Origin of the sequence: Pseudomonas sp. TH37 (assembly GCF_016650735.1) — a bacterium.
Lineage (GTDB): Bacteria > Pseudomonadota > Gammaproteobacteria > Pseudomonadales > Pseudomonadaceae > Aquipseudomonas > Aquipseudomonas farris.
Genome location: NZ_JAEKFD010000002.1, coordinates 266,577 through 284,936 on the forward strand (window position 1 = coordinate 266,577; position 18,360 = coordinate 284,936).

At 61.1% G+C, this 18,360-nt stretch carries 16 protein-coding genes; 4 read left to right on the plus strand and 12 right to left on the minus strand.

Going from position 1 to position 18,360, the window contains the following annotated elements; genetic code table 11:
* Positions 1–133: 133 nt before the first annotated feature.
* Genes glcF through JFU11_RS06310 form a run of 4 tightly spaced genes read right to left on the minus strand, consistent with a single transcriptional unit; the run spans position 134 to position 4,880 of the window.
* Positions 134–1,351, minus strand: coding sequence for a glycolate oxidase subunit GlcF (glcF, locus tag JFU11_RS06295; RefSeq protein ID WP_201060102.1), 1,218 nt, complete (start codon positions 1,349–1,351; stop codon positions 134–136).
* Position 1,352: 1 nt separating this feature from the next.
* Positions 1,353–2,402: a glycolate oxidase subunit GlcE gene (gene glcE / locus JFU11_RS06300; RefSeq protein ID WP_201060103.1), complete on the minus strand. Its 1,050-nt coding sequence runs from the start codon at positions 2,400–2,402 to the stop codon at positions 1,353–1,355.
* Positions 2,402–3,901, minus strand: coding sequence for a glycolate oxidase subunit GlcD (gene glcD, locus JFU11_RS06305; RefSeq protein ID WP_123721115.1), 1,500 nt, complete (start codon positions 3,899–3,901; stop codon positions 2,402–2,404). The genes glcE and glcD overlap by 1 nt, the downstream gene beginning before the upstream one ends.
* A 52-nt stretch (positions 3,902–3,953) precedes the next feature.
* Entirely contained in the window at positions 3,954–4,880 is a 927-nt protein-coding gene (locus JFU11_RS06310; protein ID WP_201060104.1) for an alpha/beta fold hydrolase, read from the minus strand.
* A 222-nt stretch (positions 4,881–5,102) separates the two neighbouring features.
* Between JFU11_RS06310 and JFU11_RS06315 the strand changes: the two genes are divergently transcribed.
* Together JFU11_RS06315 and JFU11_RS06320 are read left to right on the plus strand one after the other, a co-directional pair.
* Complete coding sequence (locus tag JFU11_RS06315; protein WP_123721117.1) at positions 5,103–6,176, plus strand: diguanylate cyclase; 1,074 nt, start codon at positions 5,103–5,105, stop codon at positions 6,174–6,176.
* Between the two features lie 289 nt (positions 6,177–6,465).
* Positions 6,466–7,707: a M20/M25/M40 family metallo-hydrolase gene (locus JFU11_RS06320; RefSeq protein ID WP_201060105.1), complete on the plus strand. Its 1,242-nt coding sequence runs from the start codon at positions 6,466–6,468 to the stop codon at positions 7,705–7,707.
* A gap of 328 nt (positions 7,708–8,035) precedes the next feature.
* Here JFU11_RS06320 and JFU11_RS06325 read toward each other — a convergent pair whose 3' ends face one another.
* The 8 genes from JFU11_RS06325 to JFU11_RS06360 form a co-directional block, all read right to left on the minus strand.
* Complete coding sequence (locus JFU11_RS06325; protein WP_123721119.1) at positions 8,036–8,905, minus strand: oxaloacetate decarboxylase; 870 nt, start codon at positions 8,903–8,905, stop codon at positions 8,036–8,038.
* A 374-nt stretch (positions 8,906–9,279) separates the two neighbouring features.
* On the minus strand, positions 9,280–10,314 hold the full coding sequence (gene astA, locus JFU11_RS06330; RefSeq protein WP_123721120.1) for an arginine N-succinyltransferase: 1,035 nt from the start codon (positions 10,312–10,314) through the stop codon (positions 9,280–9,282).
* Between the two features lie 61 nt (positions 10,315–10,375).
* Positions 10,376–11,392 (minus strand): arginine N-succinyltransferase, encoded by a 1,017-nt coding sequence (locus JFU11_RS06335; protein ID WP_201060106.1) that lies wholly within the window; start codon positions 11,390–11,392, stop codon positions 10,376–10,378.
* Between the two features lie 119 nt (positions 11,393–11,511).
* A complete protein-coding gene (locus tag JFU11_RS06340; protein WP_052965183.1) occupies positions 11,512–12,861 on the minus strand; it encodes an APC family permease in 1,350 nt (449 codons plus the stop codon).
* A gap of 57 nt (positions 12,862–12,918) precedes the next feature.
* On the minus strand, positions 12,919–13,671 hold the full coding sequence (locus tag JFU11_RS06345; protein WP_123721122.1) for an N-formylglutamate amidohydrolase: 753 nt from the start codon (positions 13,669–13,671) through the stop codon (positions 12,919–12,921).
* Positions 13,655–14,986 (minus strand): glutamine synthetase family protein, encoded by a 1,332-nt coding sequence (locus JFU11_RS06350; RefSeq protein ID WP_123721123.1) that lies wholly within the window; start codon positions 14,984–14,986, stop codon positions 13,655–13,657. The genes JFU11_RS06345 and JFU11_RS06350 overlap by 17 nt, the downstream gene beginning before the upstream one ends.
* Positions 14,983–15,627: an isochorismatase family cysteine hydrolase gene (locus JFU11_RS06355; protein WP_038983971.1), complete on the minus strand. Its 645-nt coding sequence runs from the start codon at positions 15,625–15,627 to the stop codon at positions 14,983–14,985. The genes JFU11_RS06350 and JFU11_RS06355 overlap by 4 nt, the downstream gene beginning before the upstream one ends.
* 2 nt (positions 15,628–15,629) lie before the next feature.
* Positions 15,630–16,484, minus strand: coding sequence for a MurR/RpiR family transcriptional regulator (locus JFU11_RS06360; RefSeq protein ID WP_123721125.1), 855 nt, complete (start codon positions 16,482–16,484; stop codon positions 15,630–15,632).
* Positions 16,485–16,965: 481 nt separating this feature from the next.
* Between JFU11_RS06360 and JFU11_RS06365 the strand changes: the two genes are divergently transcribed.
* Positions 16,966–17,538: a histidine phosphatase family protein gene (locus JFU11_RS06365; RefSeq protein ID WP_201121243.1), complete on the plus strand. Its 573-nt coding sequence runs from the start codon at positions 16,966–16,968 to the stop codon at positions 17,536–17,538.
* Positions 17,538–18,293: a precorrin-6A synthase (deacetylating) gene (gene cobF / locus JFU11_RS06370; RefSeq protein WP_201060108.1), complete on the plus strand. Its 756-nt coding sequence runs from the start codon at positions 17,538–17,540 to the stop codon at positions 18,291–18,293. Before JFU11_RS06365 ends, cobF begins: the two co-directional genes overlap by 1 nt.
* Positions 18,294–18,360 lie beyond the last annotated feature (67 nt).

An 18,360-nucleotide genomic window follows, 5' to 3' on the forward strand; every position in this document is an offset into this window, starting at 1 on the left:
GCGCAGTGACGTATCGGATGCCGGAAAAGATCGCAGCCTTCGGCGGCGCCGACAAACGAAGTTTCTGACGAACTTCATTCTGCCAAGGACTGTTCTTGCGATGCAGGCTGTTCTTGCAACGTAGGCTATTCGGTTATCGCAGCACTTGGTCCACCAGTTCGATCCAGTGCCTGACCGGCGTTCGTCCGGCGCTGTTGAGGTGGCTCTGACAGCCGATGTTGGCGGTGGCGATGACCTCGGGATGGCCGCTTTCCAGGGCGTTGAGTTTGTTGTCGCGCAGTTGCCGGGCCAGTTCCGGTTGAGTGATCGAATAGGTGCCGGCCGAGCCGCAACACAAATGATTGTCGGGCACCGCCGTGAGATTGAAGCCCAACCGGGTCAGCACGGCCTCTACCGCGCCACCGAGTTTCTGTGCGTGCTGCAAAGTGCAGGGGCAGTGGAAGGCGATCCGCTGGTCGGTGGCGGGGCAAACCCGTTCCAAAGGTTCATCGGCCAGCACTTGCACCAGGTCCAGAGCCAGTTCGCTGACCCGCTGGGCTTTGGCCGCATAGACCGGATCGCGCTCCAGCAGATGCCCGTAATCCTTGATGAATGCGCCGCAGCCGCTCGCGGTTTGCACAATGGCTTCGGCGCCGTTTTCCAGGTGCGGCCACCAGGCGTCGATGTTGCGTCGGGCGCGGTCCAGGCCCATGGCCTGGGCGTCGAGGTGATAGTCCAGTGCGCCGCAGCAACCAGCGTTTGGCGCCGGGATCACGCTGATCCCCAACCGATCCAGCACCCGTGCGGTTGCGGCATTGGTGTTGGGCGACAGACCGGGCTGCACGCAGCCTTCGAGCATCAGCACCCGGCGAGCATGCCGAGGGGCAGGGCGCTCGCCTGCGGCGGGGAGGTCGTGGGGCAACTTCGCCTCAACACTCCGTGGCAGCAACGGCCGGAATGTGGCGCCGATTTGCAGCAAAGTCCTGAACAGATTCGGATTCGGCGCCAGTGCCCGCAACCCTTGGCGCAACAGCCGCTGACTGGCCGGGCGCGGCACCGCTTGATCGATCACGGCGCGGCCAATGTCCAGCAAGTTGTGATAATCCACCCCGGACGGGCAGGTGGTTTCGCAGTTGCGGCACGTCAGGCAGCGATCCAGGTGCAACTGGGCTTTGGCCGTGGCGGGGGCGCCTTCGAGCACTTGCTTGATCAGGTAGATGCGCCCGCGGGGCCCATCCAGTTCGTCGCCCAGCAGCTGGTAGGTCGGGCAAGTCGCGTTGCAGAACCCGCAATGCACACAGGTGCGCAGAATCTTGTCCGCTTCTTCGGCGCGGGGCAGTAGTTTGGACTGTTCGCTCAAGTTGGTTTGCATGCTAAAGGTCCGCGTACATCCGGCCGGGGTTGAACAGCCCTTTCGGGTCCAGTTGCGCCTTGAGTTGCCGGTGATAGCGCAGCAGCGCCGGGGCCAGCGGCTGGAATGGCGTTTCGCTGACGCCATGGCTGAAACAGGTGGCGTGGCCGCCGAGTTCAAGGGCCCGCGACTGAATGTTGTCGGCCGCGGATTTCAACCAGCGTTGCGCGCCGCCCCAGTCGATCAGTTGCTCACCGGGCAAGTCCAGAGGCCTGAGGTTGTTGGGCAATGACAAGCGCCACAGCGGCAGGCCCTCATTAAAAAAGTCTAGTCGTTGTTCGTTCAGGTCGACCCAATAACCGGAGTCCAACGGTTCGCCGCCGAGCCGTTGATGGGCGGCCGTGACCGAGCCTTCGCCACCTTCGAGCCGCAGATACAGACGCTGACCGTCGTGGCTGGCGGCGCTGATGGGCAGTGGTTGCTGGCCCCATTGCGCCAGATTTTCCAAGGCGCGGGCGCAGTCGATGTCCAGGCTGATGCTCAAACATTGTCGGGGTTTGGGCAGCACTTTGAGCGAGACTTCGGTCAGCACCCCGAGGCAGCCATAACTGCCGACCATCAGGCGCGAGAGGTCGTAGCCGGCGACGTTTTTCATCACTTCACCGCCGAAGCGCAGGTGGGTGCCGAGGCCGCTGATCACCCGCGTACCGAGGACAAAATCGCGCACTGAACCGGACCACGGGCGCCGTGGCCCGGATAGCCCCGCCGCGATCATCCCACCGACGGTGGCGCCTTCGCCGAACGACGGCGGCTCGCAGGGCAGCATTTGTCCCTTTGCATCCAGTGCGGCAAACAGTTCGCTCAGCGGCGTGCCGGCGCGAACGCTGATCACCAGTTCCGTCGGGTCGTAGCTGACGATGCCGCGATGGGCGCGGGTGTCGAGTATTTCTCCGGCCACTTCACGTCCGAGAAAGGCCTTGGTGTTACCGCCCTGAATGCGCAGCGGCGTGGCGTTCTCCCGCGCCTGTTTGACCTGCTCCAGCAGGGCTTCACTGGCATCGAAATCGGGCATCAGAAACGCTCCAGCTCAGGGAACGGCAGTTGCCCGGCGTGGATGTGCATCGCGCCGAATTCCGCGCAGCGGTGCAGGGTCGGGATGTTCTTGCCGGGATTGAGCAGGCCCTTTGGGTCGAACGCGGCTTTCACTGCATGAAACAGGGTTAATTCGTCACTGTTGAACTGCGCGCACATCTGATTGATTTTCTCCCGGCCGACGCCGTGCTCGCCGGTGATGCTGCCGCCGACTTTCACGCACAGTTCGAGGATCTTGCCGCCAAGGGCTTCGGCCCGTTCCAGTTCACCGGGCTGGTTGGCGTCGAACAGGATCAGCGGGTGCATATTGCCGTCGCCGGCATGGAAAACGTTGGCCACGCGCAAGCCGTACTCTTGCGCCAGGCTGGCGATGCCCTTGAGCACACCGGGCAATTCGCGGCGGGGGATGGTGCCGTCCATGCAGTAGTAATCCGGCGAGAGGCGGCCGATCGCCGGGAAGGCGTTTTTGCGTCCGGCCCAGAACCGCACGCGTTCGGCTTCGTCCCGGGCCTGGCGCACCTCGCTGGCGCCGGCCTGTTGCAGCACTTCGCGGACTCGTTCGCAATCGTCGTGGACATCGGCTTCGACACCGTCCAGTTCGCACAACAGAATCGCTTCGGCGTCCACCGGGTAACCGGCATGGATGAAATCCTCGGCGGCACGGATTGCCAGGTTGTCCATCATCTCCAGGCCACCGGGAATGATCCCTGCGGCGATGATCTCGGCCACCGCGCGACCGGCCTTTTCCACTGAATCGAAACTCGCTAGCAGGACTTTGGCGACCTGGGGTTTGGGCAGCAATTTGACGGTGACTTCGGTGATGATCCCCAGCAAGCCTTCGGACCCGGTGAACAGAGCCAGCAGGTCGAATCCCGGCGCGTCCAGCGAATCGGCGCCGAGGGTCAGGTGTTCGCCCTCAAGGGTTAGCACTTCGAGTTTGAGCAGGTTGTGCACGGTCAGGCCGTATTTGAGGCAATGCACGCCACCAGCGTTTTCCGCGACGTTGCCGCCGATGGAGCAGGCGATTTGCGAGGACGGATCCGGCGCGTAATACAGGCCGAAAGGCGCCGCTGCCTGGGAAATCGCCAGGTTACGTACCCCCGGCTGGACCCGTGCGGTACGGGCGGCGGGGTCGATGTGCAGGATGTTGTTGAACCGCACCATCACCAGCAGCACGCCTTTGTCCAACGGCAACGCACCGCCGGACAACCCGGTGCCGGCCCCGCGCGCCACCACCGGTACGTTGCGGGCATGACAGAGCCTGAGCAGCGCCTGCACCTGTTCCAGCTGCCGGGGCAGGGCGACCAGCATCGGCGTGGTGCGATAGGCCGACAGACCGTCGCATTCGTAGGGTTTGAGTTCTTCTTCGCGCCAGAGGATGTCCAGGTCAGGCACCTCCTGCTGCAAGGCCTTTAGTAATGCAGCCTTGTCGACATTGGGCAGAACACCGTCGATGCGTTCGTCGTAAAGAATGTTCATCGTTCACCACCAAGCGCAAAGGGGCTTGCCCCCTTCACCACAGGGGATCTCATCAGTTTTTCCTTTCCAAAAACTCCCGGTACAACCGCGCCGTGTTGGCCGGTTGCTCAACCATCGGCATATGGCCGACACCGTCCCAGATTTCTACCCGAAGATCGGCGATGCCCTTGCTCCAGACCGGTACACTGCTGACGTCGATCAAACGGTCCTTGCGCCCCCACAGGAGCAGCGCCGGGCATTTGATGTCGGGCAGTTTCGGCTCCATCGGTGGGCTGGCGTGAAAGTCCCTGAAAATTTCTTCCAGCTCGTCGCGCTGCTGTTCATAGCGCTGGGCGACGGCGTCCAGCACGATCCCCGGCACCCATGGCGGTGAGACCATGGTCATGGCGTAGAAATACTGGAATTCTTCCCGGGAATGAATCAAAAACGGGTTGTGCCCGCGAGCCAGGTGTCGCTCCATGTCGCTGGGCTCCGGGGCAGTGACGCCGGCCGGGTCGAGCAGCGCCAGCGAGATAATGCGCTCGGGGTAATTGGCCGCCAGCCACGCCGCGATGTAGCCGCCCATGGAGTTGCCGATCACGTGCACCTTTTCGACCCCACAGATATCGAGCAACTGGATCAATCGTTTGGCCTGGACCGGAATGTCATAGCCGCCGCCGGCCTTGAAGCCGGTTTCGCCATGCCCGGCGAGGTCGGGGATGATCACCCGGTAGTCGTCGACAAAATGCCGGGCGAAGCGCAGCCAGATGTTCTTTTCGGCGCTGTAGCCGTGCAGCATCAGCACACTGCTGGAAGCTTCGTAAGGCCCGCCTTGCCAGGTCGAGACGGTCATTTCGGTGATCGGCACGACGATCTTGTGCAACCGGTACAGCCGGGCCTCCAGCGCCATGTTCAAGTCATAGAGCCAGTAACCGATGGTCGGGTAGCTCAACCAGCTCCAGGCCACGAAGACGGCGATAGTGACAACCAACAAAAGCATCAGGCTATTCCTTTGCAGTGATCAGGACAGAGTGTGGTCGGTGGGTTTGAGCGCGATCCCTCCCTTCATGTATAGACCAAACATTGGGCATTCAGCTCATGGCGAGGCCATGCTATTCAGACCGCCAGCCGGTGATGGCTATTTGCCGTCGCCCTGATAGACTTCAAGCACACTTTCAATCCCGTGTGTTGTCAGGCTCCGTTCAGTGGTACAGAGGCCTCTATGGAAAAAAAGGGAGGAAAGGGACTTTCACTGGCCAGGAGGCTTTATGGGTCACGAATCCTGGGGCTGGCCCTTGGATTATTGTGCGTCGGCGCAGGCATGTATCCACTCAACCCGGCGCCTTGGGTCTGGGTAGTGATGCTGCTCAACGGGCTGCTCTGGCCGCATGTGGCCTATCAATGGGCGCGCCGGGCGAAAATTCCTTTCCATGCCGAACACCGCAATATCCTGGTGGACGCGTTTCTCGGCGGTTTCTGGGTGGCCGCCATGCAGTTCAATCCGCTGCCCAGCGCGGCAACGCTGTCGATGATGGCGATGCACAACGTGGCCATCGGCGGTTTGCGTTTTCTGTTGATGGGCGCCGTCGCGCAGATGCTTGGGATAGGCCTTGGGCTGCTGGTGTTCATGCCGGCTTTTGTCCCGCAAACCAGTCCGTTTCAGCTGTACGCCTGCTTGCCTTTGCTGTCGATTTATCCGCTGTCCCTGGGCTGGATCTGCTTCCGTCAGGCCCATACTCTTGGCCGACAAAAGCGCGAACTGTTGGCCCTGAGCCGCACCGACAGCCTGACTGGCCTGCTGAATCACGGTGCCTGGAAAGATCAGCTGGAAATCGAGTTTCAGCGTTGCCAACGCCAGCAGCAGGGCGGGGCGATAGCGCTGATCGACATCGATCATTTCAAAATCATCAACGACACCTACGGCCATGTCGCCGGGGACATCGTCCTGCGTCAGCTGAGCAAAATGCTCAAGCAGAACCTGCGTGCCGCCGATGTCGCCGGGCGCTATGGCGGCGACGAATTTTGTGTGCTGCTGCCGGACCTGCCGCTGGACCGCGCTGCCGTGGCGATGGATGCGCTGCGTGATCGTTTCGCCACGTTGGGTTACGAGCAGAACCCGGCGCTGAAAGTCAGTTTGAGCATCGGCCTGGCAGCCTTCAACCCGGCCCACAACGACGCGACCCTGTGGCTCAACGACGCCGACCAGGCGCTCTACGAAGCCAAGACCACCGGCCGCAACCGCGTCATTTGCCACAGTGATGGTAAACCGCATAAAGCGTTGTTCGATTCGGTGTAACCAGATCACCACAAATCCCTTGTGGGAGCGAGCTTATGTGGCGAGGGGGCTTGCCCCCGTTCGACTGCGAAGCAGTCGTAAAACCAGTCACCGCTGTCTAATTCAAGATTGCGGTGACTGGTTTTAGGGGGGCTTCGCTCCCCAACGGGGGCAAGCCCCCTCGCCACAAAAGCAGCTCCCACAGGGGATGCGTGGCATTCAGGTTTGTATGTGTCGCATCCGGTGTAGAGCCTTGCGTCGTAGTCAGGTAGGGTATTTTCGACCCCCGACACGAAACAAGGATCGATTCATGACGTTCAAACGCTCTCGCTCCCTCCTGGCCACCAGCCTCGGCCTGACCCTCGCCCTCGGCGCCTTCACCCCCGCAGCCTTCGCCGAACCCCATAAACAAGTCCTCGCCGATGCCGAACAGTACAAGGGAGAAGCCCTGAAACTGCTGGAACGCTTGGTGAACATCGACTCCGGCTCCGGTTATGAACCGGGCCTGACCCAGGTGAGTGACATCGCCATCGAGGAGTTGAAGAAACTCGGTGCCACCATCGAACTCGTGCCCAACACCCCGGACAAGAGCAGCCATGTGCTGGCCACGCTCAAAGGCACCGGCAAGGCGAAAATCCTGCTGATGGCGCACATGGACACCGTGTTCAAGGAAGGCTCGGCCGCCGCCCGCCCGTTCCAGATCAAGGACGGCCGGGCTTACGGGCCGGGCGTGATGGACGATAAGGGCGGCATCGTCGCCGGGATCTACGCGCTGAAAGTCCTGAAAAACCTCGACTTCAAGGATTACGCGCAGATTACCTTCCTGCTCGACGCCAGCGAAGAAACCGGCTCGGACGTCGCCACCGACCTGATCAAGAAAACCGCCAAGGCCCACGACGTGACCCTCAACCTCGAACCGGGTCGCCCGGCGGATGGTTTGGTGGTATGGCGCAAAGGCAGCGCCACCGCCTTGGTCGAGGTCAAAGGCAAGGCATCTCACGCCGGCGTCGCGCCGGAGCTGGGGCGTAATGCGGCCATGGAAGCCGCGCACCAGATTCTGCAACTCGGCAAACTTGGGGATGCGGAGAAGAAAACCACCATCAACTTCACCGTGCTGAACGCTGGCGACCGCACCAACGTGATTCCGGATCAGGCCACCGCCAAGGCTGACGTGCGGGCAGCGGTGCCGGAAGAGTTCGACCGGATCGAAAAGGACCTGGCACGGGTCTCGAAAGACAAACTGATTCCCGAGACTGAAGTGACTACCACCCTTAAACGCGGCTTGCCGCCGATGCCGCAAACGGCGGAGTCGGATCGCTTGATGGCCATGGCCCAAGGGATTTACGGCGAAATTGGCCGCAAGTTGACGGAAGAAGGCAGCGGCGGGGCGGCGGATGCCAGCCTCTCGGCCGGGGTTGGTACACCGACGCTGGACGGGTTCGGGATTGTCGGCGGCAATATTCATACGCCAGAGGAGTACGCCGAGGTCGAGAGCGTAGCGCCGAGGATTTATCTGTTGTCGCGGATGATTATGGAGTTGACCAAGAAGTAATCGGCCAGATCATTCCTCAATGGGGCGCAGTTCTCTGTGGCGAGGGGGCTTGCCCCCGTTGGGTCGCGAAGCGGCCCTGAAAAAGTCTGACATGCTGCACATTTACAAGCGACGACTGCTGCGCAGCCGAACGGGGGTTGGAGGTGCCGCGGGAGGATGCGTTCAAAACCCGTTTAGCGGTGTTGCAGCAGATGCCATCGCGAGCAGGCTCGCTCCCACATTTGATTGCTGGCGTGCACAAATAATGTGTTCACAGAAAATCCAGTGTGGGAGCGAGCCTGCTCGCGATGGCGTCATGTCGGTTCACACCATCATTTCAGCCGAACCCTCACTCCTTGACGCTCATGTATTCCTTCGCCCAACGAATGTAATCCTCAGGCTGCGTATAGGTGTGAGTCAGTTCAGTGGCGTTCAGGTCCGACGCCTGGGTAAAGATCTGGCGTTGCTCGCGCAGGCTGTCGTATGTCGCCTTGATCGCCGCGAAGTAGGCGCCATGGCCGTCGATGGTGACGCGCACGCCCAGTTCAGCCAGGCGATTGTCGTCGCGCAGCAGCGGGTTGCCGTAGGTGACCAGCATCAGCGGCACACTCAGGTGCTCGGCGATTTGTTCGAGGTGGTCGAAGTCCCGCACGCCCACCATGCAAATCCCGTCCGCCCCGGCCTGTTGGTATTGCTTGGTGCGGCTGATGATTTCCTGAACCGGCAGGATCCCGGCATTGGTCCGCGCAATGATCGCCATTTCCGAGTCGACCCGGGCTTCGAGCGCCGCGCGAATCTTGCCGACGCCTTCCGCGACCCCGATCAGGTCAGTGGACTTACGGCCGAATTGCGCCGGCAACAGGGTGTCTTCAATGGTCAGGGCGGCGATGCCAGCGCGTTCAAGTTCGACGATGGTGCGCATGACATTGAGCGCGTTGCCATAGCCGTGGTCGGCGTCGGCGATCACCGGCAATTGGGCCACGCGGCCGATGCGGGTGGCCTGCTCGGCGAACTCGCTCAGGGTGATCAAGGCAAAGTCCGGGGCGCCCAGTACCTGCAACGACGCGACCGAACCACCGAGAATCCCCACTTCAAAACCCAGATCAGCGGCAATGCGTGCCGACATGGGGTCGAAGACCGACGCGGTGTGGTAGCAGGCGTTGGAAGCGAACAGTTGGCGGAAATTACGGCGCAAATCTTGATGTGACAGCCTGGACATATGAGTTCCACCAATACAAAGGAATGGAAGGGCTTGAGCAAAAGTGTCAACGCCGAAGGAACAAAAGGCTATCACGTGGGCGGGTGAAGAATGATGACGAATTTGCCGGCCAAGGGATGCAAGATCAAAAGATCGCAGCCTGCGGTAGCTCCTGCAGAGTGCATTTCATCCGGATTGACACGAATCCTGGCCTCGACGCGATCCCTTGTAGCAGCTGCCGAAGGCTGCGTTCGAGTACGAAGCGCTCGCCATCACGGATCGGGTGTCATGCAAAAGCAGAAGAGGATCTAGTTGGCGGTCAGTCTGAAAGATTAAGTTGGCAGGTTTTACGACTGCTACGCAGCCGAACGCAGGCTTCGCCAGCTGCTACATAATCACGCAGCCACCGCCTGCTGTTGTTGGTTGCGCAGCGGCACGGCGCGGACCGAGTTACCGGGTTGCAGTTGCAGGCGTTTGGCGGTGAGCCGGTCGACGATCAGGCTGTTGCCGACCAGCCGCGCCTGGGCAGTGGTGATGCGGCAGTTTTCCAGGCGGCGGTTGTGGATCAGCCATATTGGCGCCTGGTCGTCGGGCGTGCCGATGGCTAGCTCCAAGCGTTGGCTGTCACGCACCGTGCGGATTCTCGATACCGGGGCTTCGATCACCGGGCCTGCGTCGAAGATGTCGATGTACCCCTTATGGGCAAAGCCCTCGGCGGTGAGGATCTTCAGCGCAGGTTCGGTGTTCGGGTGCGGCTTGCCGATCACCGCTTGGGCCTGTTCAGTGAGCAGGCAGGTGTAGAGCGGTTGGCGCGGCATCAGTTCGGCAATAAAGGCTTTGCTGCCTAGCCCCGACAAGTGATCGGCATGGCTGAAATCCATCTTGAAAAAATGCCGGCCCAGGCTGTCCCAGAACGGTGAGCAGCCTTGTTCGTCGGCACTGCCGCGCAGTTCGGCAATGAGCTTGTCGCCGAACAGATGGGGAAATTCGGCAACGAACAGCAGGCGCCCCAGCGACAGCAATCGACCGTTACTGCCGTGGCGTTGATCGTGTCTCAGAAACAGTGAACAGATTTCCGATTGGCCGGTCATTTCGTTGTTCAGGAACAACGTGGGGATCTGGCGCTGAATACCCAGGTCCGGCGACGAGCTGACTGTGAGTCCGACCCGGTAGTTGTACCAGGGCTCCCGCAGGCCGACGGCCCCCGCCAGGGCACTGACACCGACCACTTGTTGATCGTCGTCTTCGAGCACGAACAGGTAATCGGCGTCTGCACGCTCGACCTGTTCGGCAAAGGTGCGCTGAGACCAGCGCACTCGGTGGGTCAGGCGTTCCTCACTGGCCGGCAGGGTGGTGACCCCGGGGGCGGCCCGTTGCACCAGATCCAGCAGGGCGGGCAGGTCGGTGACTTGAACCGGGCGGACAATCATGATGCAGCTCCTTCTTCGCGCCTGTTCGGGCGTTGTCGTTGGGCACGGGGCCGGTGGCGGCTCACAGGGCGATCAACCGGATCGCACTGGCGTCGGTCACGTTCAGGGCCGCGCACATTTCGGCGCTCAAGGCCACGGGTTGCCCGGCGCGATAGTCCAACTCGGCGACGATGGCGCGGTAACCCTTCAACGACTCGTTGCTTACCAGGTAGCTGCCGCGCGCATCGATGGCCGAGCCAGGGTGCACCGTGCCGGTCTGGCTTTGGGCGATGGAGCGAATGTTCGAGGTGCGTGCGTACAACGTCGGGCCACCGTCGAACAGGTCGATATAGCTGTTGGTCTCGAAACCTTCGCGTTCAAGTATGTCGAAGGCCTCCTGACCGTCGGGATGAATCCGGCCGATACATGCCTGTGCCGCCGGCGGCAGCATCGGCACGTAGATCGGGTATTGCGGCATCAGTTCGGCTAGAAATGACCGGCTCTGCAGACCGCAAAGCCGCTCGGCCTCAACGTACGGCAGGTCGAAGAAATGCTTGCCCAGCGCATCCCAGAGCGGTGACTGGCCCTGTTCATCGCTGTAGCCAACGATCTCGGTGATCACCGCTTCGGCAAAGCGCGCCGTGTGTGCGGCGATGAACAGCAGCCGCGCCCGGGACAGCAATTCGGAAAACCGCGTGCGTTCCAGCGCCGCGTCGATATGGAAACCGCGCAGCAAAGTATGGCCACTGAGGTCGTGGCACAACGACAGCGCCGGCACCCCGTGCTCGATGTTCAGCTCCCGTGAGGCACTGGTGAAATGGCGGTTGCGCAAACTGTAGAACGGCTCGTTGAACCCTGCGGTGGCGAGGATTTCCGAGCAGCCGACCAGACGGCGAGTCGTGAGATTTTCCAGCACGAAGAAATAGTTCTCCGGGCCAGGCCCCTGTACGTCTTTCTCGAACGAAGCGCAGGAGTCGAGAATCTTCTCGCGCAGGCGTTCGGTGTCGTCCGGCAAGGACGTGACCCCCACCAGACTGTCGCGCGCCAGTTGCTGCAACTGGGGCAGGTCGGTTAACTCCACTGGGCGTAAGACCAGCATGGATGTACTCCTGTATCAAAGGGTTCGGCGATTTGCACCGAACCTGACTATCACTGTCGGTTTCCACGCGTTAAATCGGCTGTCGCCTGAATTCATGTCAGACGCTGCTCTTTTTCTTGTCAGCCATTGCTTGGGTCGGGTAGGACCGTGCTGGCACCCAGTTTGTTGAGGAAGAATAGATAGACCAGCCCCAGGGCAATCCAGATCAGGCCGAGTTTCTGTGCATCGACGCCCATGTTGTACATGATGGCCGCGACGATGATGAAGCCGATCACCGGGCAGAGCAGGTGACGAATCACCTGGCCGGACTTCTGCCGACGCCAGTAATAGTTGATTACGGTCAGGTGCAGCAACATAAAGCCGCTCAGGGCGCCGAAGTTCACCAGGGAGGTGAGGGTGTCCACCGAGTTGATGAACAGGTAGCAGATCACCAGCGACAGTGCCGCCACCAGATAGATACTCACATACGGCGTGTTGTGTTTCGGGTGCACCTTGGCCAGCACTTTCGGCAGTTTGCCGTCCCGCGCCATGCCGAACAGCAGGCGCGAAACCGCCGCTTGCGAGGTGATCGCGACCGCGACGCCCCAGGCCAGGGCGGTGGCCACGGCGGTCAGGGTTGCCAGCCAGCTGCCGGCGGCGATTTCGGCGATTTCATAGAACGCGGTGTCGGCGGACTTGAAGCCCAGGCCGGCGGCCAGATCCGTGGCAATCCAGGTCTGCACGACAAAGATCACACCCATCACCAGCAATGTGATCAGCGCAGCCTTGCCAACGCTACGGCCCGGGTCGCCCTTGATTTCTTCGGCGAGGGTGGAAATCGCATCGAAACCGAGGAACGACAGCACCGCAATCGACACCGCTTGCATCAGCAGGGCGAAGTTGAATGTCTCGGGGTTGTACAACGGCGCCAGGGTCAGTTGACCGTTACCGCCGCCGTTGTGCAGGGCATTCCAGGCGTAGAACAGGAAGATCCCCAGCACTACCAGTTGCGCCAGTAGAAAGACGATGTTCATCCGCGCGGTGAAGGTAATGCCCCGCAGGTTGACGAAGGTGGCGCTGACCAGAAAAGCCAGGATGAAGCCGACTTTCGGGATGTCCGGGTACAAATGATTCAGCGCCATCGCCGCGTAGACGTAGAGCAGTGGCGGAATCAGCAAATAATCGAGCAGCATCAGCCAACCGGCGATAAACCCGACATGCGGGTTGAGGCCGCGTTGTGCGTAGGAATACACGGAGCCCGCAATCGGAAAGGCCCGGGCCATGCTGCCGTAACTGAGGGCGGTGAACAGCATCGCCACCATGCCGATGATGTAGGCCAGCGGCACCATCCCCGGGGCTTCGGCGTTGACGTAACCATAAACGCCGAACGGGGCGATGGGGATCATGAAGATCATCCCGTACACCACCAGGTCCGTCAGCGACAGGCTACGTTTCAACTCTTGCTTGTAGCCGAATTCTTCTATTTCCATGAAGCCCTTCTCCTTGATATGAAAGCAGCTGCATGCTGCGAGTTTGAAGCTATTGCTCTACAGCAGTGGCGCCAGATAATCGGTCCAGCGACCGATGTCCTCGGAGGTACGCAACAGATCGTTGCGTACCTCGATCAACACCGACTCAAGCCCGCGTGCATCGCCATGAACCGGCACGGTCATGTCACCCAGCGGATCGATTTTGTACGGCTGATTAGCCGCGACTTTCAAGGGGTGCCGACTCAACCCGTCGATCACTCGCTGCGCGTATTCCCCGGCCTGTCCGTACAACACGCCGGCTTCCAGCTCTCGTGGCTGGCCGTAATATATCGGCGTGAAACTGTGAATCCCCACCACGCGAACCGGTCGACCTTGCGCCACGCGGGCGTCGATCAAGGTTTGCAGGCGTGTATGAAACGGCTTGAACAGGCAGTGCCGGCGATAGTCGCGGGTGGCCTCGTCCAGATCCCGATTGCCCGGCACCTGATAAATCTCGCTCTGTAACGCAATGCTGTCCGGCGCATGGCGCGGGCGGTTGAGGTCGATCAACAACCGTGAATAGTTGGCCGCCAACAGGGTGGCGCCCAGTGCTTCGGACAAGCCCTCGGCCAGCGCCAGGGCGCCGATGTCCCAGGCGATGTGTTCGCGGGCGGCTTCATGGCTCAAGCCCAGGTCATTCAACCCGGCCGGGATAAAACGACTGGCGTGCTCACACACCAGAATCAGCGGGTGCTCGGAGGCTTCCCGGCTCAGGGTGTACGCAGGTTGGGTATAGAACCCCAATTCGGCGGACTCAGTACAGGCGCGCATAGTGCTCACAAAGATCGGCGGGCGAGAGCTGTTCCGTCAGCCTCAGTTCCTCGGTTTTAAGGGCGAACCAGGTGTCCAGCAAGGCGCTCGGCAGGGCTTCGATCAGCGCCTCGCTGTTGCGCAGGCATTCCAGGGCCTGGGACAGGGACGCGGGCAGGGCGACGATGCCGCGGGCCTGGCGTTGTTCTTCGTTCAGGGAATCGGGAACTTCATCGGTGATCGCGTTCAGGGCCAGGCGCTGCTCGATGCCCAGGCGCCCGGCGATCAGCAACGCAGCCATGGCCAGATGCGGCGAGGCGGTGGCGTCCATGGCGCGAAATTCCAGGTTGTACTGCGCCGCCACGGCTTTGCCGCCCAGGCTCACGGTCGGGCAAATCCGCAGCGCCGCTTCGCGGTTGCGTTGGCCGAGACAAGCGTAGGAAGCGCTCCAGTGATGGGGCTGCAAGCGCTCGTAGGAAACCGGTGTCGGCGCGGTAAAGGCGCAGAGCGCCGGCAAATAGTGCAGAACGCCGGCGGCCCAATGCTGGCCGAGGGTCGACAGGCCGTTGGTGGTGCCGGCGTCGTACATCACCGGGTGGCCGGCCAGATCCTGCAGGCTCACGTGTAAATGCACGCCATTGCACACCGCCTGCTCGGAAGTCTTGGGGGCGAAACTCAGGTCCAGGCCCATTTGCCGGGCGATCTCACGGGTGATCTCACGCACGTTCACCGCACGGTCGGCGGCGGCGACGCCGAGGGTTGGGCGGCAGGTGATTTCGTATTGGTGCTTGCCGTATTCCGGCAGGAACATCTCCGGTTCCACACCGCCGGCACGCAGTGCGCTGAGCAACCAGCCGCCGAACTCGGCGCCCTGACGCTGCGCCTCAAGAGAGAACGCCAGATGCTCAGTCGCGCCGCTGCCGAGGTTGAATTCATGTTCGAACGCAGCGTTGATCTGCAGTCCCAATTCATCGCGATAACGCTCCACTTCGTTGCGCAACAGCGTGCGCGGACAGGCGCCCCACGGGCGTCCATCGGTTTCGCGAATGTCACCGTGAATGAAGTCCAGCGCCGGGGCATTGGCGTCCGGGCCGTTGTTGACGGTCACTCGGCTGCTCAAGTCGGGGATCAGCCGCAAGTCTCCATAAGCACCCCATGGATTGCTGGAGGCGATGATGTCTTGCGGGGTCAGGGCGCTGTTGGCCGGCACCCAGCCGCAGCCCGCCACTTGATAGGTATCGAGTTCGTCGGTGGGAAAGGAACGGCCGCGCGTCACGCCAATCAGGTCGGTGGTGACGATCGTGGTCATCGGCAGTGGCGACAGGCGAGCGCTCATGGCTGCATCTCCTGCAACCGGCGGAGCACGGTCTGGGTGTCGGTGATCCAGCAGTAGCCTTTGATGGCGTTCAGGCAGGCGTGATGCCGTTGTTCGGTGTAGGTGGCGCAGGCATCTTCGACCAGCGTCACCAGGTAACCGCGGTCGGCGGCGTCACGCACGGCCATGTCGACGCATTGGTCGGTGACGATGCCGGCGATGATCAGGTGCCGGGTTTCAAGGTTGCGCAGCACGTAGTCGATGTTGGTGGAGTTGAAGACCCCGGAAGAGGTCTTGGGCAGCACGATTTCGTTTTCGATCGGCGTCAGGTCATCGATGATTCGCGCTTGCGAACTGCCCTTGGGCAGGTGCATGTCCGAGAGTTTGTGGTCCAGCGAACGATCGCGACCATCGGCGGTGAGGCTTTCGATGAGCGTGTGCAGCACGTTTTGTCGTGCATTACGAAAGGCACTGAGCAGCCGGCGTTGATTGGGCACCACTTGCATGTGGGCGCGGGTCAGAAAGTATTCGGCATCCGGCCCGTTGAGGTGCGGATCGAACTGCGGCTCAAGCCAGGCACGCTGCATGTCCACCAGCAACAGCGCGGTGTGGTCGGCGGCAAACGGCAAGTCCCGGGGCGAGTGATGGGGGAGCGTGAACATCCTTATTTTTCCTCCAGCAAGTGGGTGTCGAAGTCGGCCCGCAGGGCGTCGATGCCTTCCAGGCGATCGGCCAGATCGGGGCTGCGCAGGGACAGGCAGGCAACCAGTGCTTCAACCTGGGCCAGCGCCGGAACCATCGAGTCGAAGGCCGACGCCGATTCCACCGGTGCGCTGATGATCAGGTCGGCCATTTCCCGTAGCGGTGACGCGTAGATATCGGTGAACAGCACGACCCGCGCATGTCGACTCTTCGCGGCATTGGCGACCCGCAAGGCTTGGGACTGATAGCGGCGATAATCGAACACCAGCACCACGTCCTGACGCTGCACGTCGAACAGTCGATCCGGCAATTGCGCGTTGTCTTCCAGGGCAAAACAACCGGGCCGTAACAGGCGCAGATGGTTGAGCAAATAGTTGGCGAGGAAACTGCTGAAGCGGCCGCCGAAGCAATGGACCTGATGGCGGGTGTCGAGCAGCCATTCGATCAGAATTCGTACATCTTCGGGTTGGGTCAGCGCTTGGGTGTCGACCAATGCCCGATGGCTGTTCGCCAGATAGTGGCCCCAGGGATCATCTTTCTTGAGATGGGCGCGGGGTTGCAGCAGGGTACTGGGGGAGCGCAAGCGGTCATCCATGTCGCTGAGCAAGGCTTCCTGAAAGTCGGCATAACCGCTGAAACCAAGCTTCTTTACCAGCCGCACAATGGTCGGATCGCTGACACCGGCATGTTCGGCCAGACGTGACATCGGGCCCAGCCCGTTACGCGGGTATTGATCCAGCAAGGCACGTATGACTTTGCGTTCCGATGGCGTGAGTTCCAGGCCGGGATCGGTGATCAGGTCTCTGAGAGAGGGCATCCGGGCTCCTGCTGGATGGGTGTGTCGGTTTCGTTTCATAAATTGCTAAAACAGTATTTATGTAACGTGTGCTACATGTCTAGTGAATTTTTCCGAGGATTTTAAAAGTCCCAAAATGGGGCGAAAACCCCGTGCGCCGGGGGCTACGCGGATGTCGACTGACGTTGTAGGACATTGCCCATAGTGGTGTGAGATATCGACCTTGCTAAGGGATAAAATGGGCTCTGCGAGCCCAATGCCGTAGCAGCTGCCGAGCCTGCGAGGCTGCGTTCGGCCGCGTAGCGGTCGTAAATCCTGAGAGCACAGTGTGCCTGACGGACCGCTGTGCCTGATTTTACGACTGCTGCGCAGCCGAACGCAGTCTCGCAGGCTCGACAGCTGCTACGAGGAATGCGTTCAGAGTGCGCGCGTCTTGCGGCACAATGACCCGGTTATTTGCGGTGTCGTGCCGTTTTCCATCCCATCGACAGAGTGATCTTCCGTGCAGGCGACCCGCTTGACCCTGGTGTGCCACGCTCGAACCGTCGCACAAAAATTGGCGTGTTTTCCTACGAATGAGCCGTTGGAAATGGATTGGCAATCGGCGAAGGGTTCGCGTTGCCGCCAGTTCAAGGGCACTCCTCGTTTGCTCTGTGGCCCGGAACTGCGGACCCGGCAAACCGCTGAGCTGTTTGGCAACGATATGGAGATTGTTACGGCACTGGCAGATTGCGATTTCGGACGCTGGAAAGGCACGTCGATCGACGACCTGCAAACAGCCGAACCCGAAACGCTCCAGGCCTGGCTCAATGACCCGACGTCGGCACCCCACGGTGGAGAATCGGTGGCACAACTCGGTGAGCGGGTGGTTGCGTGGTTGAACAACCTTGAGGCGACGCCGGGGCATATCGTTGCCATCACCCATCCTTTTGTCATCCGCGCCGCATTGATGCAGGTGCTGCAGGGCGCGTCGTTCAATCAGATCGACGTCGAACCGTTGTCGGCCATCGAGTTGCGGTTCAACGGTCGCTGGCGGCTACGCTTGATGGGCACGGACCCTGAGGGAGCATGTTGATGAAAAAACTTCTGGTCATCGGTGTCGGCGCCGGCAACCCCGACTACATCACGATGCAGGCCGTGAAGGCGCTGAACCGCGTCGATGTGTTTTTCCTCATGGACAAGGGCCAGAGCAAAGACAAACTGATCGACCTGCGCCGCGAGATCTGTGAGCGCTACATCACCGATCACGACTACCGCTTCGTCGAAGCCCACAGCCCGGAGCGGGAACGCGGGGATGTGGACTACAAGGCCAGCGTCGAAGACCTGAACCGCGCCAAGCAGCAGACCTTCGAACGGCTGATCAACGAGGAAATGACCGACGATCAGTGCGGCGGTTTTCTGGTGTGGGGCGATCCCGCGTTGTACGACAGCACCATTCGGATTCTGCAGGCGATTCTGGCGTCAGGCCGGTGTGTATTCGAGTTCGAGGTGATCCCCGGGATCACCAGCGTGCAGGCATTGGCGGCGCAACATAAGGTGCCGCTGAATCGCATCGGTCGCTCGATTGAAATCACCACCGGACGGCGGTTGGCAGCGGGGCAGGTGAGTGATGCCGACAGCCTGGTGGTGATGCTGGATGCGCAAGATGCCTACCATCACGTGGCCGATCAGGAGACGGAGATTTACTGGGGGGCTTACCTGGGGACGCCGGATGAAATCCTGATTAGCGGCAAGCTCAAGGATGTCGCGGATGAGATTGAGTGCGTGCGCAAGGCGGCGCGGCTGGCGCATGGGTGGATTATGGATACCTATTTGTTGCGTAAGCCTTGAGATAATGGGTGTCTGGGGTGACGCCTTCGGGCAAGCCCGCTCCCACAGTGGATCTCTATTGAGCACA